Source organism: Serratia sp. NPDC087055, from assembly GCF_044900985.1.
Taxonomy (GTDB): Bacteria; Pseudomonadota; Gammaproteobacteria; order Enterobacterales; family Enterobacteriaceae; genus Serratia.
In genome coordinates this window covers 1,264,067-1,289,528 of sequence record NZ_JBJDOG010000001.1, presented here as the reverse complement: position 1 = coordinate 1,289,528, position 25,462 = coordinate 1,264,067, and the positions used below count along the sequence as shown (strand labels likewise).

Sequence of the window (25,462 nt, the reverse complement as noted above, 5' to 3'; positions counted from 1 at the left end):
GGTTGATCGGCATTTTGGAGCTATGAGCAATGAATCTACCCGAAGTCCCGCTTACCCGGCGGCGTTTTATCGTCGGCGCCAGTGCGCTGGTGATCGGAGCCTACCTGCCGTCTACCGGCGCTCTGGCCCGCTCATCCTCCGCCTCCGTGCCTGAAAACAATCCTCATGCAGCCAATGCCTTCGTGCAGATCGACCAGGAAGGGATTGTCACCGTAATCAGTAAACACACCGAGGTGGGCCAGGGCGTGTACACCGGCATGGCGACCCTGGTCGCAGAAGAGCTGGACGCCGACTGGGCGCAGGTGCGGGTGGTTGCCGCGCCGGTTGACACCAACGTCTACAAAAACCTGTCATTCGGTTTCCAGGGCACCGGGGGTTCCAGCTCGGTAGCCAATGCTTACGAGCAGATGCGCCGCATGGGCGCCATGGCGCGTGCGATGCTGGTTCAGGCCGCCGCGCAACGTTGGAAAACATCAGCGCAGGAAATTACCGTGCAGGCGGGCAAGATCCGCCATGCTGCCAGTGGGCGTGAAGCAGGCTTCGGTGAGTTTGCCCTGTTAGCCAGCCAACTGCCGCCACCCGATCCCGCCACATTGACACTGAAAGACCCCGCCAATTTTACCCTGATCGGCAAGGCCAGCGGCCTGCACCGGGTGGATTCACTAGCGAAGACCAACGGCACGGCACAATTTACGCAGGACATTCATGAGCCGGACATGCTGACGGTGACCATCAAAAAGCCGCCGCGCTTTGGTGGCAAGGTGGCCTCGTTTGATGCCAGCAAGGCGCTGGCGGTGCCGGGCGTCGTTACGGTGAAACTGACCGATACCGGCGTAGCGGTGTACGCCAAAAACACCTGGGCGGCGATCCAGGGACGCGAAAAATTGCAGGTGGAGTGGGATGACTCGCAGGCCGAACGCCGCAACACCGAACAGATCTTTGCCGAGTTTCGGCAGGTGGCCCAAAAGGCCGGCGTCGTGGCGAAAAGCCACGGCAATCTGGATGACGCTTTTAATAAAGCCGATAAGGTCATCGAGGCGGAATACACCTTCCCGTACGTTGCTCATGCGCCGATGGAACCCTTGGACGGTTACCTGTTCTGGGATGGCGAAAGCGTCAAGGCGCGATACGGCTGCCAGATCCAAACCCTCGATCATAAACAGCTGTGCGATCTGTTCCAACTGCCGCCGGACAAAGTAGAAATTGAAACCATTTTGGCTGGCGGCAGTTTTGGGCGACGTATTGATTTGGGTAACCCAACGCTGGGGCCGGATCTGGCAGCGGATATGGCGGCGGCGGCCAAGGCCATTGGCCCAGGCCACGGCGTGAAGGTGGTCTGGACGCGTGAGGATGATATTCGCAATGGGTGGTACCGCCCGATGATCTTGCATCGGATGCGCGGTGCGATCCGTGGCGGCAAGGTGGTGGCCTGGAGCGATACCATCGTCGGCCATTCCTGGACGCTTAACAGCGCGATGACGGCACTGGTGGTTAACGGCCTCGATCAGATGATGGTTGAAGGTGCCAGTGAGGTGCCCTATAGCTTTGAAAGTTTCCGCTGCGACGCGCATATCGTGCCGGGTAAGGTGCCGACGACGTCACTGAGATCGGTCGCCAGTACCCATACCGGTCACGCGGTGGAAAGCTTTATAGATCAACTGCTGCAAGAGACCGGGCAGGATCCGGTCGAGGGGCGTTTGGCGTTGATGGGAGATGCGCCGCGTGAGGCAGGGGTATTGCGTGCGGTGGCCAAAGCCGCTAATTGGCAAGGTGCGAAAGTGGTGGAGGGGCGGGCGCGTGGCGTCGGTGTTGCCAAGGCGTTCGATACGCTGGTGGCGCAGATAGCCGAGGTCTCTATCGGCGAAGGCGGTATTCCACGAGTGCACAAAGTGTGGTGTGCGGTGGATTGCGGTGTGGCAGTCAACCCCGATGTGATTCGTGCACAGATTGAGGGGGGAATTGGTTATGGCCTGAGCATCGCGCTGTACGGCAACATCACCTTGAAAGATGGCGTGATTGAGCAATCCAACTTCAACAATTTCCGCCCACTGCGCATTGATGAAATGCCGGAAATAGACGTGATTATTGTGCCTTCAACGGAGAAACCCACTGGCGTAGGGGAACTCGGTGTCCCCACGATTGCACCTGCGGTCGGCAATGCGTTGGCGTTGCTCGGGCGGCCGCGGACTTCGCTTAGTCTGCCATTTCATCGACCTAACCCCGACGCCAGCGTCTGATCAAGGAGAACAGCATGATAATTTTAACCGTGAACGACCAACCGCTGACGTTTGATGGCGATCCCCACATGCCGCTGCTGTGGTTTTTACGTGATGAAGCCGGCCTGACGGGCACCAAATTTGGCTGCGGCATTGCGATGTGTGGTGCTTGTACTGTCCACCTGGACGGTGTGCCGGTGCGTTCATGCATGACGCCGGTTTCAGCCGCTGAGGGCAAGAAAATCACCACTATCGAAGCGATCGGCGAAACGCCGGCAGGCAAAGCGGTGCAGGCGGCCTGGGTCAATCTGGACGTAGTGCAGTGTGGATACTGCCAATCCGGTCAAATTATGAGTGCCAGTGCCCTGCTGACACAGAGCAAAAATCCGAGCGATGCCGATATTGACGCGGCGATGAGTGGCAACGTTTGCCGCTGCGCTACCTACGTGCGCATTCGCGCTGCCATCCACCAGGCCGCCAAGGCGTTGGATTAAGGGAGAAACCCATGAGCAACGCCCTGAGATGGCTATTATGGTTGATTGTCGTAATCGTGGTGATAGCGGGCGGTTACGCGATCTATACCCTGTTACGCCCGGTTGGCCCCGAGCCCACAGCCCCTATCGCCGGAGCCCCGGCAGGGATGAGCGATAAGCTGGCTCGCGGTGAATATCTTGCCCGTGCCGCCGACTGCGTGGCTTGCCACACGGCGCCAGGCGGGAAACCTTTTGCCGGTGGCTTTGCCTTTAAACTGCCGTTCGGCACCATTTATGGCACCAACATTACCGCCGACGAAGAAACCGGCATCGGTGGCTGGAGTGACGATCAGTTTGTGCGTGCTGTGCGTGAGGGGGTTGGGCCACAGGGGAATCTGTATCCCGCCATGCCTTACACCTCATATACTGCGATGAGCCGCGACGACGTATTGGCGATCAAAGCCTACCTGTTTAGCTTGCCGCCCGTGAAGCAAGCCAACCCGGAAAATGGGCTGTCGTTTCCGTTTAACCAACGCTGGGGCATGAAGTTCTGGAACCTGGCATTTTTCAATGAGAAACGTTTTGAACCCAACCAGAATCAGGATGAACAGTGGAACCGTGGGGCTTACCTGGCCACGGCGCTGGGGCACTGTAGCGAATGCCACACGCCACGCAACCTGGGCTTTGGCATCAATCAAAGCAAAAACCTTAGCGGTGAGGTGATCCAGGGGTGGTTTGCCGCCAATATTACCCCGGACCCACAAACAGGTATTGGGGGCTGGAGCGAGCAGCAACTGTCGCAGTATTTGGCAACCGGTCATGCGGAAGGCCGCAGCAGCGCTTCTGGCCCGATGGCGGAAGCAGTAGAGAACAGCCTGCAGTACCTGACGCCGGAGGACAATCAGGCGCTGGTGAAATACCTGCGCAATATCGAGCCTATCGCCACCGACAGTGCCAGCGCGGTCAATCTGCAGCCGAAGGGGGCAACGTCGTCCAGCGCGATATTGCCGGGCGGGCAAGAGGATTCACTGGGACGCCGTTTATTTGCGGGGGATTGCAGTGGTTGCCACCAGTGGAACGGTACGGGCCGCCAGAGCAAATATGCGTCGTTGGTTGGCAGCACCGCAGTCAACGATCCCCAGGGCCGCAGCGTGGTGCAGGCCATTCTGAAAGGTACGCGTATCAGTATCGGTGAGCAGCACGAATTTATGCCGGACTTTGGGGCCCAATATTCGGATGAGGAAGTGGCTGCGGTAGCTAACTACGTCGTCGGTCAGTTTGGTGAAAAACAAGGGAAGGTAACGGCCAAGCAGGTCGCGGAACAGCGCAAGCAGTAGCCGTTGGCGAGGGGGTTACCCCCTCGCTATCCATCAACCTCTGCGGCGGGACATCACCAGTTTATCCTTGGGGCGATCTTGCCAGTCGGCAATCTGATTATTGAAGTTATCAGCCAGTAGATAGGCCGGCGTTTTTGCCAGCCAGTCAGACAGCGAAATATCCTGGTAAATGCCGTTATCCAGTACAATTAACACCTTAAGATCCTCATCGCCCATATTCTCAATGTAGTGACCAAAACCCTGAGGGACATAACCGACGTCGGTCGGTGCATATTCAGATGTCTGCGCATGACCGTGTGAACTAAATACCGTCATGCGACCCTTGCCGGAAATATAGTATTGCCATTCATTGGCGTTGGGGTGCCAGTGCAATTCCCGCACTGCACCAGGCTTGACGATTTCTATAATCCCGGTCATGGTGGTTGAAATAGGAAATTCTTTTGACGACACCAAATGAACGCTGCCTGCATCATTTTCAAAGAAAGGTTTTTGTTTCATTAATTCATAGCGATGGGCCAGCGGGGCGTTATTCAATCCGCCATCTTGGGTGGGAAGGGGCAACGCCGGCGGAATTGCGCCGCCGACAATATAGGCTTCACCCTGTTTGGCTTTGGAAAATACCGATGCAGGCATATTAACGCTTTTTTCCAACACCTCTTTAGGCATGTGCGCTACCCAGTCGGTAATGCTAAAAGTACCGAATTCGGAAAAATGACCGTTATCAAAGGTTAAGACAAAGTGTGCGCCGTCTGCCAGTGCCTGTATCGAGTGCCCATAGCCTTTGGGGAAGTACCAGACGTCGCCAGCACCAAAGTCCGCCACTTCACACTTTCCGTCCGGATCGATGATGGTAATGCGCGCATGGCCTTCCAGCATAAATGCCCACTCAGCGGCAATGGCGTGCCAGTGAAGCTCACGTACGCCGCCCGGTTCCAATGTCATATCTACCCCGGCGACGCCTTCAGAAATCGGGAATTGTTCGACGGTGGCCTCTCTGGCCCACCCCTTGGGCAGGCTGCGTTTCTTACTGTTGGCAAAGACATACTTATAAACGTTTTGTGCATCGGCGGCGGGTTGGAAAGTACTGGGTGGGACAATATTGCGATGTTCGTCGGCGCTGGCGGATTTAATCATAGCCCCCATGACGCTGGCTGCCGCTGCGCTTACCGCAGAGGCTTTTAATATATCACGACGCGATAACATATAATTTCTCCAATATATTGAGTATTTGCCGAAGTATCGGCGTGTTTATTGGTTTGTTTATTGACTGCAGGCGTTTGTTGCCGCGTTAAAATGTTCGGCGACGGTTAAATCATAGTGGGTTGAGCTGCATTCGTAGCGAATAATTTATTTGTTTGTGTTACCAATTGAGTGGGGTTGTAATTATTGGGTTTGTTTTAAAATAATAATCCCTCGTTACCAGTTTAATTTCGTTTTTTATTAAATGAATAATAAACAAATTTAATCTATCAAGGTGTTTTTCTTATTGCTGATGTTATTTTAACCGGTTAATTAAACCGCGGCGGCGCTAAGGCAGGGCATGCAGACAACACAGCCGTGCATTTCAGAAAATGAGTGATGTTAATCACAAAGATTGACGCAGGCTATTGCCGAAAAATCACAACTGTGACGATACTTTCGCCGCGATCTTAGCGATCGCCAGACATTTTTATTACGGCGTGTTACTGCTTCGGCAGGCAAGACCAAAATAGGAATGCACCTCTCCTTGTGATGAGGCGCATTTTGATTTTGGTCTTTTTTTTTGTTTTTTACCGGGGAAACATGATGGATTACAAACAGCTGGGGCTAGAAATATTGGCGCGGGTCGGTGGCAAGGGCAATGTCAGCAAACTGACACACTGCGCCACCCGCCTGCGTATGGAGTTTAACGATGACAGCAAGGTAGAGGCGAAGGCCATTGAGGCTCTGCCGGGCGTGATCAGCGTGGTGGAGCGCGGCGGCCAGTTTCAGATCGTGATTGGCAATAACGTGCAGCAAACCTTCCGTACGCTACAAAAAGAAATTGGCGAGCTCTCTGGCCGTCAAAGCGAAAAAACATCTCCGGCACGGGGCGGGGTGATGTCGCGGATCATCAGTGTGATCTCTACCACGTTCACGCCGGTGATCCCGGCGATCACTGGTGCGGGGATGATTAAGGCACTGTTGGCGATCCTCAAGCTGACCGGGGCGATAGACGCTGCCAGCCCGACCTACCATTTGTTGGACACCATTGCCGATGCGGCATTTTTCTTCCTGCCGGTATTGCTGGCTTACGGTGCGGCGATCAAGTTTGAGTGTAACCCGATCTTGGCAATGACCATCGCCGGGGTGTTGCTGCACCCGAATCTGGCGCAGATGCTGGCGGCAGGCACGGCGATTGATTTTGTCGGTGTTCCTGTGCGCTTGGCGGATTACGCCGGCTCAGTGCTGCCGATTATTTTCACCGTATGGCTGATGTCTTATATCGAACGTTTTGCCGAGAAAGTCTCACCGACGATGATCAAATTTTTCACTAAGCCAATGATTATCCTGTTGGTTACCGCACCGCTGGCGTTAGTGGTGGTGGGGCCATTCGGTATTTTCCTCAATGACCTGGTTGCGGCCGGTGCGGCGATCGTTGACGGTAAAGCCAGTTGGTTGATTCCGATGTTGATGGGGGGGTTACAGCCGTTTCTGGTGATCACCGGCACTGCCTGGGCCATGACGCCGATTGCGACCGGGCAGTTGAGTAAGAACGGTTTCGAGATGATCAATGGGCCCGGTATGCTGGCATCTAACATTGCACAGGGCGCGGCGACCCTGTGCGTGGCCTTCCGCACGAAAAATAAAAACCTGCGCCAACTGGCGTCTTCTGCCGGTTTTACCGCGCTGCTGGGCATCACCGAGCCTTCGCTGTATGGCGTTACGCTCAAGCTGCGCAAACCACTGATTGCTGCGATGATCGGCGGGGGTTGTGCCGGTATCTATGCCGGACTCAGCGGGCTGGTTCGCTATGCCTTTGTCTCCCCTGGGTTAGCGGCGCTGCCAGCCTTTATCGGTCAAAACCCGATGAATATCGTCCATGCGTTGGTCACCTGCGCTATCGCGATTGTAGTGACCTTTGCACTGACCTGGATCCTGGGTTTTGAGGATCCAGACGTCAAGGCGGCAGAGCCACTCAGCGGCAGTGAACAGCAGATTTTAAGCCCGATGTCCGGTCAACTTGTGGCCTTGGATCAGGTGAATGACGACGTTTTCTCTCAGGGATTATTGGGCCAGGGCGTTGCGGTACGGCCACAGGAAGGGGTATTGCGTGCGCCGCTGGACGGAGAGGTCATGACCTTCTTACCGTCGAAACATGCGGTCGGTATCAAGGGCGATAACGGCGTCGAACTGTTAGTGCATATCGGTATCGACACCGTCAATCTGGCGGGGCAGCATTTCACTTCAAGATTGAAAATTGGCGACCGCGTTAAGGTGGGAGATGAACTGGTGCGCTTTGATCTGGCGGCGATCACCGGGCTGGGCTATGACATGACCACGCCGATACTGGTGGTCAACAGCGAAGACTTTCCGCAGCTGAGTTGCCGTAGGCCGGGTGCGGTGGGCTTTGGGCAACCTATCATCAGCCTTAATAATGCGCAGCAGGAGCAGGCATGATTTATCAACGACTGAATGATTTCCCCGCAGACTTTCTGTGGGGGGCATCCACCTCCGCTTATCAGGTGGAAGGCGCGTGGAACGAGGGCGGCAAAAGCCCATCGATTGTGGATATGCTCGATCATCCCAAAGAGACGGCCGATTTTAAGGTTGCCAGCGATCACTATCACCGCTTCCGCGAGGACGTAAAGTTGTTCGCCGAACTCGGGTTAAAGGCCTATCGGTTTTCAATTGCCTGGACGCGAGTGCTGCCTAATGGCACCGGCGAGGTCAACGCCACCGGGCTGGATTTTTATCGCCAGTTGATTGATGAGCTGTTGAGTTATGGCATAGAGCCCGTGGTGACGCTGTATCACTTCGATTTGCCTTACATACTGGAACAACAGGGCGGCTGGTCCAACCGAGACACTATCGACGCCTTTGTCGACTATGCCGGTGTGCTGTTCAACGCCTTTGGTGACCGAGTGAAGTATTGGCTGACCATCAATGAACAAAACACCATGATCTTGCACCCGGGCGCCATTGGCATGCCCAAAGGGGGCGAATTGCCATCCAAACGGGTGCTGTATCAGCAAAGCCACCATATGCTGGTGGCTCAGGCCCGCGTGATGGCGTTATGTCACCAGCGTTGCCCGGGCGCTAAAATCGGTCCGGCGATAAACACGACCTCGATGTATCAGGAAACCTGCAATCCGCTGGACGCTATTGCCGCCCATAACTGGGAGACGCTGCGGTGTTGGAGCTTCCTGGATGTTGCCGTGCATGGCCGCTATAACCCTCTGGCCTGGCGTTATTTACTGGACCGCGAATTAGCGCCGCAGATGGCGCCAGGCGACGCGGCGCTGTTGCAACAGGGGAAGCCGGATTATGTGGCGATAAACTACTACTCTACCGCGACCATTGCCGCCAGCCGTGGCGATGCTTCAGACGTCAGTGCGCGTGCGGGCGATCAACAAATCATGCTGGGAGAACCGGGGGTTTATCGGGCGGCAGAGAATCCTTTCGTCGGCAAAACCCGTTACGGCTGGGTGATCGACCCGGTTGGGTTGCGGCTGACATTACGCAAAACAGCTGAACGCTATCATTTACCCATATTAATTACTGAAAACGGTATTGGCGCCCCTGATGCGCTACAGCCCGATGGTACAATTAACGACGATTACCGCATTGAGTTTATGCGCCAGCATGTTGAGCAGATGCAGTTGGCGATTAACGATGGCGTTGAACTGATCGGCTATTGCCCGTGGGCAGCGATAGACGTGGTCAGTACTCATCAGGGCTACGCCAAACGTTATGGATTTATCTATGTAAACCGGGGTGAGCAGGATCTGAAAGATCTGCGGCGTATCAAGAAACGCAGTTTTGACTGGTACCAACGCCTGATTGCCTCCGATGGCCGGCAACGCGAATAAAAACAGAGGGTGATGGCTACGACGATGGAAGTCATTAAGGTACTCAACAATAGCCTGGTGCTATCGACGGATGGCGATAACAATGAAGTTATCGTTATGGGTAAGGGTATAGGGTTTAACAGCAAAGTGGGTGACGTTCTCGATCCGGCCGCGATCGAGAAAGTGTATGTGGTGCAAAACGGTCAAAAGGGCCGAGATTATCTGCGCTTGATAGAAACGACGCCGGAAGAACACATCGAGATTGTGCAGATGATCCTCGCAGAGGCCAATCGCCATCTTAACGGACGGATTAACGAGCAGATCTTCTTCACGCTGGCAGACCATATCAGTTTCGCCATTGAACGCTATCACAAAGGGATTGCGATCCAGAACCGGCTGTTGTTTGAAGTGAAGCGTTTTTACCCGCAGGAGTTCGCGGTAGCGGCGCAGGCGCTGGCCTATATCAATCAACGGCTGAATATTCAGCTGCCGGAAGAAGAGGCTGGCAACATCGCTTTCCATTTGGTTAATGGGCAAACCGATGTGCAAAACATGGAGCACACGCTTCTGGCGGTGAAGATGTTGAAGGATATATTCAACATCATCAAATATCATTTTCGCATCAATATCGACACAGATTCGCTCAATTACGCACGTTTTCTGGTTCATATGCAGTTTTTTATCCAGCGAATGGTGGAAGGGCAGCAGGTGGTGTCGAAAGACGACTTTATTTTTGCGCAGGTGACCAAAGAATATCCGCACGCTTATCGCGGCGCGTTACTGATCCGCGATTACGTGAAGAATCTGCTGCAAATGGAGATGTCGAACGATGAACTGCTGTACCTGGTGATCCACCTCACGCGTATTACCGACACGCAAGACTAGTCAGCCGGCTGCTCACTGACCGCCTCTGCCACCAGATCGCGAAAACGCGTGATGATGGCGGAGGCGCGATTGCTGCGTAACGCCAGGTAAAGTGGCGCACTCAGCTGGGCTTGTTCGGCAATCGTCCGATAGATAATGCCATCTCCCCCCAAGCGCCGCATCGAGGCCGGTACAATCGACAGCCCTAAACCGGCCCCCACCAGACTGAGCGTGGCGGGCAGGCGTGGGGCTTCTTGAATAACACGTGGACTGAACCCTGCGCGGTGGCAGGCAGCCAAAATGGCATCATACAGGCCTTGGCCGGCAGGGCGACGATAAAGAATGAATGCTTCATGGGTTAATGCTGCCAGCGGCAGAGATTGCTCGCTGTTGACTGCCAATGGGTGCCCGACCGGCAGAGCGACCAGCATAGGTTCACGTAACACCGGTTCAATGGTTAGCCCCGGAATGCCGCCCACAGGCGAACGGACAAAGGCAACGTCGAGCCGCTCCTCCACCAAGGCATCCAAGAGTTCTCCGCTGCCGGCTTCTTCCAACTGGGTGGTAATACCTGGCAGGATCTCACGGTAGCGTCGCAACAGGTTGGGCACGAACGGATGCAGGGCAGCGGAGCTGGTAAAGCCGATGGCGATGTGCCCTTGTTCGCCACGAGCGGCGCGGCGCACGGCTTCGGTCAAGTGCTCTGCACGCGCCAGCAAGGCGCGCGCCTCATTGAACAGCACGCTGCCAGCCTCGGTGACGCGAACCCCACGCGGCAGGCGTTGCAGCAGTTTGACGCCCAGCTCATCTTCCAGTCCTTGCAGCAGTCGGGTCAGCGGTGGTTGCTGGATAAATAGACGTTCGGCAGCGCGGGTGATATTACCTTCTTCTACCACGGTAACGAACGCCCGCAGGCGACGAATTTCGATCATAGCCATACCTTTTAGGTATCCTTATTGCTTCCGAAATGCATTAGACATCATGTCATGATGGCGCGCATCATACCAGTCATCACAATAAGCAATGTGGAAGGACCATGTCTGAATCTGATGCGGTAAAAAACGAACGGCTTGCAGCCCCGCCGGGCAATGGCGAGTTGTTTTGGGGCTTTTTGATGCTTGGGCTGATTGGCTTTGGCGGTGTATTGCCGCTTGCGCGCAATATGCTGGTAGAAGACAGGCGCTGGCTGAGCGGCGAACAGTTCACCGAGCTGCTGGGTTTATGCCAATTCTTGCCTGGGGGCAATGTGATCAACCTTTCGGTGGCGGTGGGGATGGAGTTTCGCGGCCTGCGCGGTGCTTTCTGCGCATTGCTGGGGCTGATCAGTGCGCCGACGGCGATTGTGGTCGGTCTGGGTATGGTTTACGCCCGCTTCCAGAATGATGCCCATGTGCAACACGTCTTTGCCGGATTGGCGGCAGCGGCAGCGGGTTTATTGCTGTCCACGGGGATCAAGATGCTGTTGCCGTTGCGCGGTAAATGGCTGGCGCTGGGGATTGTCGCACTCTGTTTGATCGCCATCGCCTGGCTGCGTTTGCCGTTGCTGCCGACCATGCTGGTGCTGGCACCGCTGAGTATTTTACTGATGTGGTGGAGGAACCCATCATGATCGGTGTTTTGATTTCGCTGGCGATCATCTTCACGGAATTGTCACTGTTGGCGTTCGGTGGCGGCATGACAATTTTGCCGGAAATGCAGCGTCAGGTGGTGGAGGTTCACCAATGGATGAGCGCGCAGGAATTCAGTGCACTTTTCGCTATGGCGCAGGCTGCGCCGGGACCGAATATGATGATCGTGCCACTGATTGGCTGGCACGTGGCCGGCTGGGCCGGGCTGTTGGTGTCTTCCGTTGCCAAGTTTGGCCCGTCATCGATAGTCACGTTGTTGGTGATGGGCGCCTGGCGCCGCTTTAAGGACAAACCCTGGCGCCGCCGCGTGCAGAGTGGGCTCGTACCGGTTACCGTTGGGTTGGTGGCGGCGAGCGGGGTGCTGATCGCTGAGGCTTCTGCCCCCCGTTGGCCGCTGGCGGTGATTATTCTATTGGCCACGGTGTTGAGCATGAACAAACGCATTCACCCGCTGTGGGTATTGGCGGGCGGGGCATTATTGGGATTGTTGGTGGCGTAATCGATGGGCGTTGGCGGCAGAAGAGTCACACTGCCGCCATGTAAACAGCGCAGTGACTATGGGCGCGGTATCAGCGTAAAACGCGCTTTGCCAGTGTGATTCATCACTTCATAGCGTTTGGGCGCGGTCAGCGCGAGAAACGCGACCATGCTGCCGTCGGCATTGGTCAGCGTCATGCCGTCCGGCGTTGGGCGCCAGGCAACCGGCAGCTCGCTAAGCGCCAGCGGTTGCAAGCACTGCGCGGAGGCAGTAAAGCGGTAAGCGTTGCTGCCTTCGATAAGTTCATCACTGAGTTCAACGTTGCAGGTAGCGGTTTTGTCCTCGGCGTCGATCAGTTGCCAGTGCCCCTTCAGTGCAGAGGGGGCCAGCAGAGGCAGTGAACTGGCAAAGGTACTGCTGCTTAACATAAGGCTCATAACAACTCCTGTCAGGGCAACGCGCCGTAATGCGCGTAAAGAGAGAAATCTCGGCATCGGCCACTCCTTACTAAAATCCGCTAATACCATAGCACGATCCCCGGCATCGGATGGGGGAAGGATAAGGGATTTTAATCCTTGTTAAATAGATACAGATGACAAGGCTTGCCGGTTGCAGAACGACCACTTTGTGCAGGGCTAGCCGCTACTTCGCCGCGCTGGCTTCCAATGCGAAAGATCCCGTGGAGATGTTACCGGCGCGCTGATAGTGCGCGATGATCACCCCACTGGGTGAGATAACTGACTTAACCAGCTTAAAGGCGGCCGGTGACGTCCCCTTGCCGAACAGGCGTTTACCGCCGCCCAGCAGCAGCGGGTAGGTCAGCAGACGCAGTTCGTCCACCAAATCCTCAGCCAGCAACAGTTGGATTAACTCGGTGCTGCCTTGAACCACCAGAGCCGGTCCTTGTCCGGCTTTGATCTCTCGCAGACGTGCGGCAACATTCTGACTCAACCATTGGCTGTTTTCCCATGCCAATGTTTCACCCTGGTGGGTAGCGACATATTTGGTCGCCCGATTGAAGGTGTTGGCAATCTCTGCGTTGAGTTGTTCAAACCCCTCTGCGTTGGGATCGGTTTCGATACGCGGCCAGTGCGCGGCGAAAATGTCATAGGTTTTACGGCCCAGCAGTAAATCAAACGGCTGAGAGAAAGTCTCCCCCATTGCCGCGGCAATGCTGTCATCCCAGTAGGGCACTGTCCAACCGCCAAACTGAAAACCACCCGTCGTATCTTCTTCCGGTCCACCCGGGGCCTGCATGACGCCATCAAGGCTGATAAACGCGCCCACAATAATCTGTCGCATAGTCTTCTCCGCTGACATTGTTACCCGTAGCGCAAAGTTTAGGCAGGCATGGGTGACAGATCCAGCCAATGAGGCTTAGGGCTGCAATGCCTTAATCAGCGCATTGTTAAACTGTGTGGGTTCCTCCATCTGTGGTGCATGGCCCAGTCCGGGGAATTCGATCAAGTTGGCGTGGGGGATCAGCGTTGCCACCTGTTTGCCAAGAACGTTGTATTTGCCCAGTTTGGCTTTGACCGCAGGTGGCGCGATGTCACTGCCGATGGCTGTGGTATCGGCGGTGCCAATCATCAGCGTGGTCGGCGTTTGCAGATCCTTAAACTCGTAATACACCGGTTGAGTAAAAATCATGTCGTATATCAGCGCCGAGTTCCAGGCCACCAGGCGATGCCCCGGCCCATTGTTCAACCCGGCCAGCATATCGACCCAGCGGTCATATTCTGGTTTCCAGCGGCCCACATAGTAAGTGTTCAACTCATATTGCCGAATGCCGGCGGCGGAGGTCTTGAGTTCGCGCTCAAACCACTGATCGACGCTGCGCCAGGGCACGCCCTTGGCTTTCCAATCTTCCAACCCAATGGGATTGACCATCACCAGTCGTTCCACTGCCTGCGGATACATCAGGCTATAACGGGTTGCCAGCATGCCGCCGGTAGAGTGGCCGACGATCACCGCTTTACTGATCTTCAGGTTACTCAGCAACGCGTGGGTATTTTGCGCCAACTGTTGAAAACTGTATTGATAATGTTGCGGTTTGGTCGAGCTGCAAAAACCGATCTGATCCGGGGCAATCACCCGATAACCGGCCTTGGTCAGCGCTTTAATGGTTTCCTGCCAGGTAGCCGCGCAGAAGTTCTTGCCGTGCATCAACACCGCTGTGTGGCCATTGGCTTTCCCCTCTGGCGGCACGTCCATGTAGCCCATACTCAACTGCTGCCCCTGAGAGCCGAAACTAAACTGTTGCAGTGGGTAAGGATAGTGGAAGCCCTGTAGCTCTTGGCCATATTGGGGTGTTTCTGCTGCGGTCGTTGCGAACGTAATAAGCGCTGCTGATAACAGCCAACGGCGAGAGAATCTCAGCATCCTGATGTCCTTATGAAAAATCGGCAGAGTCTCAGTATAGCCATAAGGCGTCAGCTTTTAGGATGAAAGGGGCTATAGGGATAACCGCCAGCGAACTGGCGGTAGGTTTCAGTACGCCAGGGCCACTATACCCAGCCTTTGGCGCGGAAATCATGCAGGGTTTTGGAGACAAAGGTCATCTCTTGCGGCGTGCCGAGCGAGATGCGGCACCAGGCATCGGCCGGAGGGAACGCACGCCCAATAAGGATGCCAGCCTGCTTCATGTGCTGCTGATACGCTTTCAGCGGCACGTTAAGCTGGTGAAAGACAAAGTTGCCCTCGGACGGCAAATACGTGATGTTCAGCGCTTTTAATGCGTCCAGCAGAATCTGGCGTGACGTGTCGTTGCTCTTTTTGCTGTACGTGATGAAGGCCTGATCATCCAGCGAGGCCAATGCTGCATCGACACCGCAGAAATTGATTTTCTCACCGGCGACGTAGTGACCTAGACGGGCAATGATCTCTGGCTGCGCCACGGCGTAACCCACACGCATGCCTGCCATGGCAAAGATTTTTGAAAAGGTTTTAAGCAGGATGACATTGTCTGCTCCCTGCTTGAACAATGGGCCGACCGAGCGAAAACGTGGGTCATTGACGAACTCGGCGTAAGCCTCATCCACAATGAACAGGGTGTTGGCCGGTTTCGCGGCGATCCAGGGTTCGATCACATCTGCCGGCGTAATGGTTGCCGTGGGGTTATTTGGATTAACCAGGTAGACCAATGACGGACCCTTGTAGTTTGCCACCGCATTTTTCAATCCATCGATATCGAACTGCCAACCATCCAGCATCGGCACTTTAGTGATTTTGATACCCGCGATTTTGGCAAAATGCTCGCCGTCGCCGTAGGTCAGTTCTGGGATCACCAACTGGGTATCTAAAGTGGCGTAAGCTTCTACTGCGGCGCGGATCCCTTCGGATGAACCCGCGGTGAGCAGGATTGCCGTTTCGGGTACCTGATATTGGCTGGCCAGTTTACTGCGTAGCGCGACGATCTCGTCCTTGGCGTAGCGGTTGGCCTTGATCACGGCATCACGTGCGGCGGCCTGTGCCTTGGGTGACATGCCCAGTGGGTTCTCGTTGAAGTTAATCCGGATCGGATTATCGACGGTGGGGGTGGTGAAAGGGGCGTCGCCCGAAGAGAGGTTCGCCAGTGCACTACGATTCAACCCCACCAGCGCGATACCGCCGGCCAGGGCCCCAGAGAGTTTTAATAACTGCCTACGCTTAACGTTTAAGGTGTTGCTTTCTTGCATGTGTCCGTTCTCCTTTTTATAAAGTTGCAAAGAGAACAGGCAGAAAACATGCCAACTTTTAATGTGTTGATTTTATTGAAATTAAATCTATTTAGTGCACTATAGTGCACCAGCGTGAGTCGTTAAGTGCACCAGACAATGCTTTTACTTATGCCACACGGTATCTGTTGCCTTGAAAATATCCTGCAAAAAACCGCTGACCGCTCGCACGCGTGCTGAGACACGAACGTCAGCATGCGTTACCAGCCACAATTCTTCTGTGAATACCTCTTGCGGTGTCAGCGTTTGAACCAGCGGATCATTATCCATCACCATAAAACAGGGCAAGACGGCTAAGCCGATCCCCATTTTTGCTGCGGAATATTGTGTTGCGACACTGCTGGTGGTTAATGCCGGTTCTTGGCTATGTCCATGCTTTTCTAACCACTGTGCGGCCGGCAGATGTGCAAAAGTTTTATCCCAGCAGATGAAGCGCCTTTCCTCTGGTGTGGACAGGGCAAGGTAATCCTGGCTGCCATAGACAGCAGAGGGCATATTCCCCAGCTTTTGGATGACTAAATTGCCGTGACCAGGTCGCACCAAGCGTAATGCCAAATCTGCCTGATAGCGGGGGAGATCAACCATGTCGATGCCGGTGATCAACTCCAGCCGTAGTTTGGGATGGCGTGCAGCCAATAACGGCAATGCAGGAATAATGACATGAGTGGCCATTGTTTCTGCAGTGGCCAACCGGACAACCCCGGCAACTGTCGCGTCCAGGTTTGATGCATCTTTTTCCAATTCAAACACCCGGGCTTCAACGCGTTCGGCTTGCGTTAAAACGTCCTTCCCATTATCCGTCAGGAAATAACCCGTTGCATGACGTACAAATAGCGCAGTACCCAGGCTCTCTTCTAATGCGGCAATACGTCTTGCGATAGTGGACTGGCTGACACTCATTTCTTGTGCTGCGCCGGTCAGGCTTGCATGCCTGGCCACACAAAGAAAATAACGCAGATCGTTCCAATCCATATTTTTCATTTTTAGAAAACCTATTGGCAATTTCTTCTGTAGTTATGCATAAAAAGAAATCCAATAATACCCCTCTGACGCCCTTTGTTCGAGTTTTGACGGCGGGTTTTATTATTTCTTAAGAGGATCATGACATGACTAACCTTACCTCACCTCATACCGAAGTTGTGCAGCGTTACATCAGCGCTTTTGGGGCGGGCGACGTTGATAGCGCATTACAACTGCTGACCGATGATGTGGTGTGGCATGTTGACGGGGTCACACAGGTTTCAACCGTTGGCATATTGAAAGGACGCGAGTCGGTGCGTCGGTGGTTGCAGTCATTCCCTGAAAACTTTCAGCCACGGGTTTTCCGGTTGGATAACTGGTGGGTTTCCGATGATAGCGTCATGGTGAAAGGGTATTTCCGCCACCGGGTGGTTTCTACCGGCCGTACTGTAGGCAGCGATTTTGTACTGCATTTTCAAATCCGAGAGGGTTTGATTGCGCGTTATCAGATTTTTGAAGATTCAGCGTTGCTTGCACGAGCTTTTGATTCTACCTGCGATGATGAGAAATACAGGGTACGCCTCAATCACACAGAATATGCCTATACGGATCGTGGTGAAGGACCTGTGCTCATGTTTGCCCATGGACTTTTTGTCGATGGCGATATTTTTACCGAGCAGATGGCAGTACTGGCAAAAAATTACCGCTGTATTGGGCTTGATATGCCAGGCCACGGGGAAAGCAGTTTCAATCACCGGGGATGGAGTCTGGATGATATTGCTGACGATCTGGCGTTGATGATTAACGAACTCTCTCTGGGGCCTGTGGTATTTATTGGGCAAAGTCAGGGTGGAATGGTGGGGATCCGGTTGGCGGCAAAGCACCCGGAATTGTTGTCCGGTTTGGTGTTAATTGGAACCAGCGCCCGTGAAGAGGATCCCCAGCGCTACGGGACGTGGGAGCGTTTAAAAACGACACTCCTGCAAGGTAGTCATGAAGATTGCGAGGCCGCTTTCATCAATGTGCAGCAACACGTCAATGCGCCAGCCTGGCGACGTAACAATCCGCAGGTCATGGTGAGAGACCGGGCTATCATGCTGAAACATGACCGTAAGGGGCTGTCGTTGGCGATAGATGCGGCGGTCATCGAACGCGGAGATTGCCGTGCGTTGTTACCGCTGATAACGACCCCGACATGGGTTATTTGTGGGGAACAAGACGTAGCCACACCGCCAGAGCTCAGTGGGGAAATTGCTGAGGGGATTGCTAACGCCCGTTTATTAATGATGCCCGGTGTTGGGCACCATCCCCCACGGGAGGCCGCCAGCGCACTGGCGCAGGCGCTTGAGTGTTTCATTGGAACGTTCACCGACATTAACTGACCGGTTATTAATGGCGGGGTAACCAAAAAACTCGCTCTGGGTGATGGCTGATAACCAGAGGGGCGCCTTCCAGTAAGGCGCTCTTTACTTAAACGGCCCGCTTGTGCCATAGCGCACTGAACCTGCCCGGCTTCGCAAACATCACCAGATTGCCGAGTAAAATCATGCCTAAACCCATCACGGCATTGAGGTGCCATTGGTAGCCTTCATAGAACGTTGAAATGCTGAGTGCGACCAGCGGGAACAACAGTGTGCTGTAGGCGGCAGCCCCGGCGCCAATGCGGCCCAGCAGACTGAAGTAGGCCGCGAAGGCAATCACTGATCCAAAAATGGCCAGATACAGCAATGAGCCAATATAGCGGGTGTTGAATTCAATCTGGAACGACGCTCCTTGAGACAGCGCGATCAATGCCATCAGTATTGCGCCGTAGCTCATGGCATAGGTATTGGTGGAGAGAATATCCAGCCCGCGCCGCTGGTGGCGAGTACTGATCATATTTCCCAGCGAAAAGCCGTAAGTACCGAGCGCACTCAGTCCAATGCCTTTCAACAGTTCGGGGGCCATTTGCGTGGCGGCCAAATCTTGCCAGAACAGGGCGACGATCCCGGTTAATCCCAGCACCGCTGCCGGCAACAGGTTCGGACTGGGGCGTTGACGAAAGAAAATCATGCCGTTAACGGCATTGAACAGCACTGCCATTGAAAAAATTACCGATTCCAAACCACTGCTGATATAAGCCGCAGCATGGTAAAAACAGTAGAAGTTAAAACCGAAAACGCAGCAGCCTTGCAGGATGCAAAACACATGGTCACGTGGGGCAATGCGGCGCAAGCGGCGCATCAACAACAAGATGACAAACATCGTCATGGCGGCAACAACAAAACGGTAGCTGATGGAAACAGGAATGGCCACCGGGCCTGCTTGTTGTAAGGTAATTGCAATCCAGGTGGTGCCCCAAATCAGTACCACGGCCAGGTACAACAGCGTGTTCATAATTGACTCCGACAAAAATAGACTGGGGCAGTATCCGTCGTGGCTGGGTATCGCGCTTTCAGCGCATTGCGCGCAATTGCATATTCTTGCGCTTTTTTTGGCAAAAGCGAGGGTTAGCGTCTGGTGTGGTACGGCACCTCTCTCTACACTGGAAACATTGGAAAAAGCGGGGGCGGGTGATGTCCAGGTACAAGGCGTTTGAAACACTGCGGGAGCATAACGCGCAGTTGCACAACAATGTGCAGCTGGGGTCCGGTGTGGAAATTGCGGCCTGGTCCAACCGTAACGATCGCATTACTCAGGAAAGTGCCGATCACCATACGCTGAGTCTGTATGTCGCAGATGGGTATGAGTGCTATCAGAAAGTGCCCGGCGGTTGGAAAAATGGCGGTGGGCCAGACCGCTTCTGCATTATGCCCCGTCAATATGAATCTACCTGGGATGTGCGCAGCGATTTATCTTTCGTACACCTTTATTGCACCGATCGGCATCTGCGTCAGGTGGTGGAACACACCTGGGATCGGAGCCCCGCCGCGATTAACCTCGATCAGCTCGCGTTTGGTGAAGATCCCAAGATTACGTTGCTGTTTCACCAGTTTATCCTCAACTGTAACTGGCAGGAGAATGCCAATCAGCTGGCACTCAGTAGTGCGACGACCTTTTTGATGTCGCATTTGGTGCAGCATTACAGCCAACTGCATTGGGTGTTGCCACAGGTACGGGGCGGTTTGGCCCCCGTGGTTGCCAGGCGGGTGAAAGCCTACATAGAGCAGCATCTGGACCAACCGCTGTTGCTGTCAGATTTGGCTGCAGAGGCCGGGTTGAGTGAATTCCACTTTGCCCGTATGTTCAAACATGATACCGGTATGGCGCCGCACCAGTTCGTGATGCGTGCACGGTTGCAACAGGCGGAAAGGTTGCTGTGCCACAGCGTACTGTCGCTGACGCAGATTGCGTTGGAGTGCGGCTTTAGCTCGTCCAGCCACTTTAGCAATCGCTTTAAAGCGGCCTACGGATTTTCCCCAACACAAATGCGCCAGGGGCGTTGATGTCCTTTACAGGAGAGAACATGGAACAGCAGTTCGCAGGACTGGGTGTGTTATTTATCGCTGGATTTGGCCCGATTACTCAAGAGACGGATCACAGCAAAGCCTTTTATGTTGACGCCTTGGGATTGCCGCTTAAGCCGATGGAAGGTAATCCAGACTATCTGTTAACCGAGCATGGCGCGCTGGAGGGGGTAAAACACTTTGCCCTGTGGCCGCTGGCGCAGGCCGCACAATCGTGTTTCGGTAGCGATCAATGGCCCGTTGATCTGCCGGTGCCGCAGGCCTGGATGGAATTCGACGTCGCCGATATCGCGCTGGCGACTCAAGGGCTGATTGATCGCGGCTATCGACTGTTGGTTGCCAACCGTGAAGAGCCGTGGGGCCAAAGCGTGACCCGCTTACTCAGCCCGGAAGGGATGTTGATCGGCGTGACCGTTACCCCTTGGTTGCGGGATTAATCGCTGTTTATTACCGCCCTCAATGACAGTACTTCCTTTTATCAGGGCCGCTGCGGCGGCCCCATTGATCACGCTTGGTCACGCTCAACTTTTTTAAACTGACGGCGAACCTGCAGGCAGTTGATCAACACCAGTACCGCCGTTACGGCGAATACCCAGCGGAACCCCATCAGCGCCGAAACACCAGAGCCAACCAGCGGGCCGACCACATTGCCAAGGTACATAAATGACTGGTTATAACCAAAGATACGGCCAGTGACCTGATCGGAAGAATACTTCAGCAGCAGCGTCTGTACCGCAGGCATCAAGGCCCCGTCAGCAAACCCCAGCAGAAAGCGAAGTATCCCCAGTTGGAGTGGCGTTTCCACCCAGGCCATGATCGCGAACAGCACCGTTGTTAACCCCAGTGCGGCCAACAAAATACGTGAGGTGCCGATACGGTCGCCAAGCCGGCCAAGACGCGGGGCGGAAATCAAGGCCGCAACGCCGGGAACGGCGGCAATCATGCCGCTAATGAAAGCAATATTGCTGCTATCACTGGATAAGTCCTTAATAAAAAGCGTCAAGATTGGGCTGATGGACGAATTGGCCACCTGGATCATCAGCGTACTGACAAACAGCGTTACGATCAGCGCTGGATAGGGCAGCGACTGGAATACCGCCTTACCGGTCAGCCGATCGGCTTTTTTCACCTCAATGCGACGTTCTTTTATCAGGAACAAAGTGATCAGGAAGCTGACGAACATCAGCCCGGCAGTGACAAAAAACACCACGCGTAAGCCAAGGTGATCGGCCATTAATCCACCCAATAGCGGACCGACGATCACTCCGGTCACCGGGCCGGTGGACAACGTACCCAGTGCCCAACCGCTTTTATCGCGTGGCACCTGCGAGGCAACCAATGCCATCGCATTGGGGATATAACCGGAGGCTAGCCCCATCAATGCGCGTAGCGCGAACAGTTGATAAACGTTGCTGACCAGGCCTTGCAGCGCAATCACGATTGCCATCCCCAGGGACGCACGCAGCAACATCAGTTTTCGGCCTTTGCGGTCCGCCAGGCTGCCCCACAGCGGCGATACCAATGCGGAGACCAAAAAAGTACCGCTGAATACCAAACCGGACCACATACTCAGCGACTGGTGGCCGGTAACACCGAGCTGTTCGACATACAGCGGGAGAAAAGGGAGGATTTGGCTCATTGCCAGCCCGGTAAAGAAACAGCCGAGCCAGACCGAAATCAGATTGAGTTTCCACGCTTCCATCAGCTTGTCGTACCACTTTGAATTAGGAGGGAATTATTGAGCAGAATAATAATAACACCGGTTATCAGGCTGTGCCGGGGGAAATAAGTGAACAAAAGTAAAACCCGCCGGGACATTGCCCTGATCAAGCCTTGCTGCGGCCAGTCTGTGCGGGTGGATACACCGCTGGACAGTGGACTTAGCGAAGGGTTGGTCAGGCGGGGTCTGCCCTGTATTGATACGCCCACGATCAGGATCCGAGGCGAGCCTCATAGACCGGATTACGATCTTGCACCGACGTTTGCATTGGTTTCGCAAGCGCTGTCATAAAATTGAAAATCAGTGGTTCATGGCAGTGCATTGCCAGATGCATTGCCCAATTGTTGTGCAATAGTTATCAACTGATGACTATGTTGTAACCGTAGGTTCTGCCGTCCCTGCGTCGCCCTACGCCGCCGTGCGTGAATTTCCCCCAGCCGTTCGCAATTGGCACAGGCCATGCATAGCCATCATCAGCGTCTGTTACCTGAGTAACAGAAGGTGGTTTAGTGACAACTCAACAACAGTGGGCAGAATATGGCAGAGCACCCTGATGTGATCGCACAAATCGAAGCGTCATTTGCGGTTCAGACCCCAACGGGCAAGCGTATCGCCGGATATCTGCTGGCCAATTTGGCGCAAGTTCCGTTTGAAACGGCTGACAGCATCGCCCGCAGCACGGCCACCAGCGGCATTTCAGTCGGGCGCTATCTGCGTAGTCTGGGGTACCGCAATCTTGAGGACTTGAAACGCACGTTGCGTGAACAGGGTACCGCGCTGTATCAGCCCTGGGGCGTGACCGATCGTCTGGGTGCCTACCGACAACGTCGCAAACAGCCACAGCCTCAGAAGCTGCGCCAGGCGTTAACGCTGGAACTGGAGGCGATAGAACACGTTTACCAATTGGCGGGTGGCGAAGCTTTTGCCCAGATCAGCCGCCAGTTGGCACAGGCAGAGGCGGTATTTGTGATTGGCGTCCAGTCGACGCGGGGGATTGCTAACGCCTTCTACAGCCACCTGGAATACCTGCGGCCCAAGGTCTATTACGCCGATGGTCTGTCCGGTACCTACGTAGAGTCACTCAATTCAGAATTCAATTCCCCCTATCTGGTGCTGACCGATACCCGCGCCTATTCCACTATCGCCCAGAAATACTGCCAGGCGGCATGCGCACGCGGGCTGCGGTTGGCACTGGTTACCGATATTTACTGCCCTTGGGCACGAGATTATCCCATTGACCTGCTGCAGGTGAAAACTGACACCGGCCAATTTTGGGATTCATTGGCACCGTTCAGCTGCTTGTTCAACTTGCTGCTGTCCTCCGTGCTGGAACAAGGGGGAGCGGCGGTAGAACAACGGCTGGCCAATAACCGCATCCTGCAAAAAGAACTGGGGCAATTTGAATCTTAATCGCTATGGGAAAATGCAATGAGTGACAATGTAACCTTAACCGATCTGGCAGCCACGTTCCCCGACTTGCCTATCGATCTGAAGTACGCCACCGCTGACAACCTGACGGGGCGGGCAATCTACCGTGAAAGCCGCTGCTTGCTGCATCCCGATGCGGTGGCAGGGCTACGGCGCTGTTTATTGGCTGCGCGGCTGGCCGGTTTTTCTCTGCAGGTGTTTGATGCTTACCGTCCACAGCAGGCGCAGGCACTGTTGTGGCTGGCGTGTCCCGATCCGCAGTATGTCACCAGCACACAAACCGGTTCGCACCACAGTCGCGGCGTGGCGATCGATGTGACGTTGCTGGACGCCAGCGGCACAGCGCTGGATATGGGCACCGGATTTGATGAGATGAGCGAACGCTCTCACCCGTTTTACCCTGATTTCTCTCCGGAGGTGCAACGCAATCGGCTGCTGCTGAATGCGGTGATGGCTGCCGGAGGTTTTCGCGGCATTGCCAGCGAATGGTGGCACTTTGAACTGCCTAACGCCGGTGATTACCCGCTGCTGGCCGATCGTTTCGGCTGTTTTTCTTACGATTAAAACAACACACATTCAACGCATCAGGAGCTTTGTTTATGAATAAGATCAAATACGCCGCTCTGGCGGCAGCAGTGACGTTGGGCATGGTCGTCATGGGACAGGCACAGGCCGCCGTACCCAAAGACATGTTGGTGATTGGCAAAGCTGCCGATCCGCAAACGCTGGATCCGGCGGTGACTATTGATAACAACGATTGGACGGTGACCTATCCGGCTTACCAACGGCTGGTACAGTACAAAACCGAAGGCGGGAAAGGCTCGACTCAGGTTGAAGGCGAATTGGCCGAAAGCTGGACGGCTTCTGATGATCAACTCGTCTGGACCTTTAAGCTTAAGCCGGGCAACAAATTTGACGACGGTTCGGATGTCAATGCAGACGCCGTGAAGTGGTCGTTTGAACGCCTGATGAAAATTGGCCAGGGGCCGTCCGAAGCCTTCCCGAAAGACATGCAGGTCACGGTGGTAGATCCGCTCACTGTGCGCTTTACCTTGAAAACCCCGTTTGCGCCGTTCCTGTACACCTTAGCCAACGACGGGGCCGGTATTGTTAACCCGGCTATCGCCAAGGCCAATCCGGCCGATGAAGGTAAAGCCTGGCTGTCGAGTCACAGTGCCGGTTCGGGCCCGTACAAGCTGGATCGTTGGCAGAAAGGACAACAACTGGTGCTGGTGCCGAACCCGCATTACAACGGGACAAAACCGGCGTTTAAGCGTGTGACGGTCAAAATCATCGGTGAAAGCGCAACCCGCCGTTTGCAACTGACACGTGGCGATCTGGACATTGCCGAGTCACTGCCGATCGACCAGCTCACTGCATTAAAGAGCGAAAACAAGGTGGCGGTAAATGAATATCCGTCGTTGCGGGTGACCTATTTATACCTCAACAACGGCAAAGCACCGCTGAACCAGGTGGATCTGCGCCGGGCCATTTCTTACGCGGTGGATTATCAGGGCATGGTGAAAGGGATCCTCGGCGGTAACGGCAAACAAATGCGTGGCCCGATCCCGGAAGGCATGTGGGGTTACGATGCCAGCGCGCAGCAGTACAGCCAAGATGCCGATAAAGCCAAAGCAGCGCTGGCGGCGGTGAAGGATAAACCCGCGTCGCTGAACTTCCTGTATTCGGTCAGCGATCCCAACTGGGAGGCGATTGCGCTTTCGGTACAGGCCAGTCTGGCGACCGTGGGCATCAACGTCAAGCTGGAGAAATTGGCTAACGCCACCATGCGCGATCGCATCGGTCAGGGCAATTACGACATCGCAATTGGCAACTGGAGCCCGGACTTTGCCGACCCCTACATGTTCATGAACTACTGGTTCGAGTCCGACAAGAAAGGGCTACCCGGCAACCGTGCCTTCTACAGTAATCCGCAGGTCGATGCGCTGCTGAAGAAAGCGGTATCGGTGTCCGATCAACAGGTGCGCACTGCTGACTATCAGGCCGCGCAGAAAATCGTCATTGACCAGGCGGCCTACGTCTATCTGTTCCAGAAAAACTATCAGGTAGCGATGAACAAAGATGTGAAGGGCTTTGTATATAACCCGATGCTGGAGCAGGTATTCAACGTTGGGCAGATGAGCAAGTAAGTTGTTTGGGTACTTC

At 54.7% G+C, this 25,462-nt stretch carries 24 protein-coding genes; 15 read left to right on the top strand and 9 right to left on the bottom strand.

The annotated features are described in order from the left end of the window. The first annotated feature begins 29 nt into the window (after window positions 1–29). From ACI2J2_RS06045 to ACI2J2_RS06035, 3 genes are read left to right on the top strand one after another with little or no spacing between them, the layout of a single operon-like run. Window positions 30–2,237: a molybdopterin cofactor-binding domain-containing protein gene (locus tag ACI2J2_RS06045; RefSeq protein WP_209633234.1), complete on the top strand. Its 2,208-nt coding sequence runs from the start codon at window positions 30–32 to the stop codon at window positions 2,235–2,237. A gap of 14 nt (window positions 2,238–2,251) precedes the next feature. Beyond that, window positions 2,252–2,710 (top strand): (2Fe-2S)-binding protein, encoded by a 459-nt coding sequence (locus tag ACI2J2_RS06040; protein WP_404759661.1) that lies wholly within the window; start codon window positions 2,252–2,254, stop codon window positions 2,708–2,710. Between the two features lie 11 nt (window positions 2,711–2,721). Next, complete coding sequence (locus tag ACI2J2_RS06035; RefSeq protein ID WP_404759660.1) at window positions 2,722–4,026, top strand: c-type cytochrome; 1,305 nt, start codon at window positions 2,722–2,724, stop codon at window positions 4,024–4,026. 33 nt (window positions 4,027–4,059) lie between these two features. Here the strand turns inward: ACI2J2_RS06035 and ACI2J2_RS06030 are convergent, their stop codons facing one another. After that, window positions 4,060–5,229, bottom strand: a complete 1,170-nt coding sequence (locus ACI2J2_RS06030; protein ID WP_404759659.1) for a cupin domain-containing protein — start codon at window positions 5,227–5,229, stop codon at window positions 4,060–4,062. A gap of 582 nt (window positions 5,230–5,811) precedes the next feature. On the opposite strand from ACI2J2_RS06030, the gene ACI2J2_RS06025 reads away from it, so the two are divergent. From ACI2J2_RS06025 to licT, 3 genes are read left to right on the top strand one after another with little or no spacing between them, the layout of a single operon-like run. Further along, window positions 5,812–7,665: a beta-glucoside-specific PTS transporter subunit IIABC gene (locus ACI2J2_RS06025; protein ID WP_404760277.1), complete on the top strand. Its 1,854-nt coding sequence runs from the start codon at window positions 5,812–5,814 to the stop codon at window positions 7,663–7,665. Then, entirely contained in the window at window positions 7,662–9,077 is a 1,416-nt protein-coding gene (locus ACI2J2_RS06020) for a glycoside hydrolase family 1 protein (RefSeq protein WP_404759658.1), read from the top strand. Before ACI2J2_RS06025 ends, ACI2J2_RS06020 begins: the two co-directional genes overlap by 4 nt. 24 nt (window positions 9,078–9,101) lie before the next feature. Continuing rightward, on the top strand, window positions 9,102–9,941 hold the full coding sequence (licT, locus tag ACI2J2_RS06015) for a BglG family transcription antiterminator LicT (protein WP_209634196.1): 840 nt from the start codon (window positions 9,102–9,104) through the stop codon (window positions 9,939–9,941). Here the strand turns inward: licT and ACI2J2_RS06010 are convergent. Then, window positions 9,938–10,858 carry a LysR family transcriptional regulator gene (locus tag ACI2J2_RS06010; RefSeq protein WP_404759657.1) on the bottom strand — a complete coding sequence of 307 codons (921 nt, stop codon included), beginning with the start codon at window positions 10,856–10,858 and terminating at the stop codon, window positions 9,938–9,940. The two genes, licT and ACI2J2_RS06010, sit on opposite strands and share 4 nt — an antisense overlap. Window positions 10,859–10,956: 98 nt before the next feature. Between ACI2J2_RS06010 and ACI2J2_RS06005 the strand changes: the two genes are divergently transcribed. Both ACI2J2_RS06005 and ACI2J2_RS06000 read left to right on the top strand, forming a co-directional pair. Next, complete coding sequence (locus ACI2J2_RS06005) at window positions 10,957–11,529, top strand: chromate transporter (RefSeq protein ID WP_265556901.1); 573 nt, start codon at window positions 10,957–10,959, stop codon at window positions 11,527–11,529. Beyond that, on the top strand, window positions 11,526–12,047 hold the full coding sequence (locus ACI2J2_RS06000) for a chromate transporter (RefSeq protein WP_209633250.1): 522 nt from the start codon (window positions 11,526–11,528) through the stop codon (window positions 12,045–12,047). Before ACI2J2_RS06005 ends, ACI2J2_RS06000 begins: the two co-directional genes overlap by 4 nt. A gap of 56 nt (window positions 12,048–12,103) precedes the next feature. On the opposite strand, the gene ACI2J2_RS05995 is transcribed toward ACI2J2_RS06000, so the two are convergent. From ACI2J2_RS05995 to ACI2J2_RS05975, 5 genes are all read right to left on the bottom strand, one after another. After that, window positions 12,104–12,463, bottom strand: a complete 360-nt coding sequence (locus ACI2J2_RS05995) for an AprI/Inh family metalloprotease inhibitor (RefSeq protein ID WP_209633253.1) — start codon at window positions 12,461–12,463, stop codon at window positions 12,104–12,106. A gap of 205 nt (window positions 12,464–12,668) precedes the next feature. Next, window positions 12,669–13,328: a dihydrofolate reductase family protein gene (locus ACI2J2_RS05990; RefSeq protein ID WP_404759656.1), complete on the bottom strand. Its 660-nt coding sequence runs from the start codon at window positions 13,326–13,328 to the stop codon at window positions 12,669–12,671. Between the two features lie 75 nt (window positions 13,329–13,403). Next, window positions 13,404–14,408, bottom strand: a complete 1,005-nt coding sequence (locus ACI2J2_RS05985) for an alpha/beta fold hydrolase (protein WP_209633256.1) — start codon at window positions 14,406–14,408, stop codon at window positions 13,404–13,406. A gap of 125 nt (window positions 14,409–14,533) precedes the next feature. Next, window positions 14,534–15,703: a pyridoxal phosphate-dependent aminotransferase gene (locus ACI2J2_RS05980; protein ID WP_404759655.1), complete on the bottom strand. Its 1,170-nt coding sequence runs from the start codon at window positions 15,701–15,703 to the stop codon at window positions 14,534–14,536. Between the two features lie 144 nt (window positions 15,704–15,847). After that, complete coding sequence (locus ACI2J2_RS05975; protein WP_404759654.1) at window positions 15,848–16,744, bottom strand: LysR family transcriptional regulator; 897 nt, start codon at window positions 16,742–16,744, stop codon at window positions 15,848–15,850. Between the two features lie 104 nt (window positions 16,745–16,848). Here ACI2J2_RS05975 and ACI2J2_RS05970 point away from each other — a divergent pair, with 104 nt between their 5' ends. Then, window positions 16,849–18,084, top strand: coding sequence for an alpha/beta fold hydrolase (locus tag ACI2J2_RS05970; RefSeq protein ID WP_404759653.1), 1,236 nt, complete (start codon window positions 16,849–16,851; stop codon window positions 18,082–18,084). Between the two features lie 88 nt (window positions 18,085–18,172). On the opposite strand, the gene ACI2J2_RS05965 is transcribed toward ACI2J2_RS05970, so the two are convergent. Then, window positions 18,173–19,078, bottom strand: coding sequence for a DMT family transporter (locus tag ACI2J2_RS05965; protein ID WP_209633262.1), 906 nt, complete (start codon window positions 19,076–19,078; stop codon window positions 18,173–18,175). Between the two features lie 179 nt (window positions 19,079–19,257). On the opposite strand from ACI2J2_RS05965, the gene ACI2J2_RS05960 reads away from it, so the two are divergent. Both ACI2J2_RS05960 and ACI2J2_RS05955 read left to right on the top strand, forming a co-directional pair. Beyond that, window positions 19,258–20,127 (top strand): helix-turn-helix domain-containing protein, encoded by an 870-nt coding sequence (locus ACI2J2_RS05960; protein WP_404759652.1) that lies wholly within the window; start codon window positions 19,258–19,260, stop codon window positions 20,125–20,127. A gap of 20 nt (window positions 20,128–20,147) precedes the next feature. Next, entirely contained in the window at window positions 20,148–20,585 is a 438-nt protein-coding gene (locus tag ACI2J2_RS05955) for a glyoxalase (RefSeq protein WP_209633267.1), read from the top strand. A 68-nt stretch (window positions 20,586–20,653) separates the two neighbouring features. Here ACI2J2_RS05955 and ACI2J2_RS05950 read toward each other — a convergent pair whose 3' ends face one another. After that, window positions 20,654–21,850 carry a multidrug efflux MFS transporter gene (locus ACI2J2_RS05950; RefSeq protein WP_265556893.1) on the bottom strand — a complete coding sequence of 399 codons (1,197 nt, stop codon included), beginning with the start codon at window positions 21,848–21,850 and terminating at the stop codon, window positions 20,654–20,656. A gap of 87 nt (window positions 21,851–21,937) precedes the next feature. On the opposite strand from ACI2J2_RS05950, the gene ACI2J2_RS05945 reads away from it, so the two are divergent. From ACI2J2_RS05945 to ACI2J2_RS05930, 4 genes are all read left to right on the top strand, one after another. Further along, window positions 21,938–22,159 (top strand): hypothetical protein, encoded by a 222-nt coding sequence (locus ACI2J2_RS05945; protein WP_404759651.1) that lies wholly within the window; start codon window positions 21,938–21,940, stop codon window positions 22,157–22,159. 246 nt (window positions 22,160–22,405) lie between these two features. Beyond that, window positions 22,406–23,278, top strand: a complete 873-nt coding sequence (locus ACI2J2_RS05940; protein WP_209633272.1) for a MurR/RpiR family transcriptional regulator — start codon at window positions 22,406–22,408, stop codon at window positions 23,276–23,278. Between the two features lie 18 nt (window positions 23,279–23,296). After that, on the top strand, window positions 23,297–23,860 hold the full coding sequence (ddpX, locus tag ACI2J2_RS05935; protein WP_209633274.1) for a D-alanyl-D-alanine dipeptidase: 564 nt from the start codon (window positions 23,297–23,299) through the stop codon (window positions 23,858–23,860). Window positions 23,861–23,895: 35 nt separating this feature from the next. Continuing rightward, a complete protein-coding gene (locus ACI2J2_RS05930) occupies window positions 23,896–25,446 on the top strand; it encodes an ABC transporter substrate-binding protein (RefSeq protein ID WP_209633276.1) in 1,551 nt (516 codons plus the stop codon). Window positions 25,447–25,462: the final 16 nt, after the last annotated feature.

Coding starts and splice junctions, on each gene's coding strand:
- ACI2J2_RS05970 (WP_404759653.1), top strand. CDS start 16,849: ATGACTAACCTTACCTCACCTCATACCGAAGTTGTGCAGCGTTACATC.
- licT (WP_209634196.1), top strand. CDS start 9,102: ATGGAAGTCATTAAGGTACTCAACAATAGCCTGGTGCTATCGACGGAT.
- ACI2J2_RS06010 (WP_404759657.1), bottom strand. CDS start 10,858: ATGGCTATGATCGAAATTCGTCGCCTGCGGGCGTTCGTTACCGTGGTA.
- ACI2J2_RS06040 (WP_404759661.1), top strand. CDS start 2,252: ATGATAATTTTAACCGTGAACGACCAACCGCTGACGTTTGATGGCGAT.
- ACI2J2_RS05965 (WP_209633262.1), bottom strand. CDS start 19,078: ATGAACACGCTGTTGTACCTGGCCGTGGTACTGATTTGGGGCACCACC.
- ACI2J2_RS05955 (WP_209633267.1), top strand. CDS start 20,148: ATGGAACAGCAGTTCGCAGGACTGGGTGTGTTATTTATCGCTGGATTT.
- ACI2J2_RS06000 (WP_209633250.1), top strand. CDS start 11,526: ATGATCGGTGTTTTGATTTCGCTGGCGATCATCTTCACGGAATTGTCA.
- ACI2J2_RS06005 (WP_265556901.1), top strand. CDS start 10,957: ATGTCTGAATCTGATGCGGTAAAAAACGAACGGCTTGCAGCCCCGCCG.
- ACI2J2_RS05940 (WP_209633272.1), top strand. CDS start 22,406: ATGGCAGAGCACCCTGATGTGATCGCACAAATCGAAGCGTCATTTGCG.
- ACI2J2_RS06025 (WP_404760277.1), top strand. CDS start 5,812: ATGGATTACAAACAGCTGGGGCTAGAAATATTGGCGCGGGTCGGTGGC.
- ACI2J2_RS05980 (WP_404759655.1), bottom strand. CDS start 15,703: ATGCAAGAAAGCAACACCTTAAACGTTAAGCGTAGGCAGTTATTAAAA.
- ACI2J2_RS06030 (WP_404759659.1), bottom strand. CDS start 5,229: ATGTTATCGCGTCGTGATATATTAAAAGCCTCTGCGGTAAGCGCAGCG.
- ACI2J2_RS05990 (WP_404759656.1), bottom strand. CDS start 13,328: ATGCGACAGATTATTGTGGGCGCGTTTATCAGCCTTGATGGCGTCATG.
- ACI2J2_RS06035 (WP_404759660.1), top strand. CDS start 2,722: ATGAGCAACGCCCTGAGATGGCTATTATGGTTGATTGTCGTAATCGTG.
- ACI2J2_RS06020 (WP_404759658.1), top strand. CDS start 7,662: ATGATTTATCAACGACTGAATGATTTCCCCGCAGACTTTCTGTGGGGG.
- ACI2J2_RS05960 (WP_404759652.1), top strand. CDS start 19,258: ATGTCCAGGTACAAGGCGTTTGAAACACTGCGGGAGCATAACGCGCAG.
- ACI2J2_RS05995 (WP_209633253.1), bottom strand. CDS start 12,463: ATGAGCCTTATGTTAAGCAGCAGTACCTTTGCCAGTTCACTGCCTCTG.
- ACI2J2_RS06045 (WP_209633234.1), top strand. CDS start 30: ATGAATCTACCCGAAGTCCCGCTTACCCGGCGGCGTTTTATCGTCGGC.
- ACI2J2_RS05950 (WP_265556893.1), bottom strand. CDS start 21,850: ATGGAAGCGTGGAAACTCAATCTGATTTCGGTCTGGCTCGGCTGTTTC.
- ACI2J2_RS05930 (WP_209633276.1), top strand. CDS start 23,896: ATGAATAAGATCAAATACGCCGCTCTGGCGGCAGCAGTGACGTTGGGC.
- ACI2J2_RS05985 (WP_209633256.1), bottom strand. CDS start 14,408: ATGCTGAGATTCTCTCGCCGTTGGCTGTTATCAGCAGCGCTTATTACG.
- ddpX (WP_209633274.1), top strand. CDS start 23,297: ATGAGTGACAATGTAACCTTAACCGATCTGGCAGCCACGTTCCCCGAC.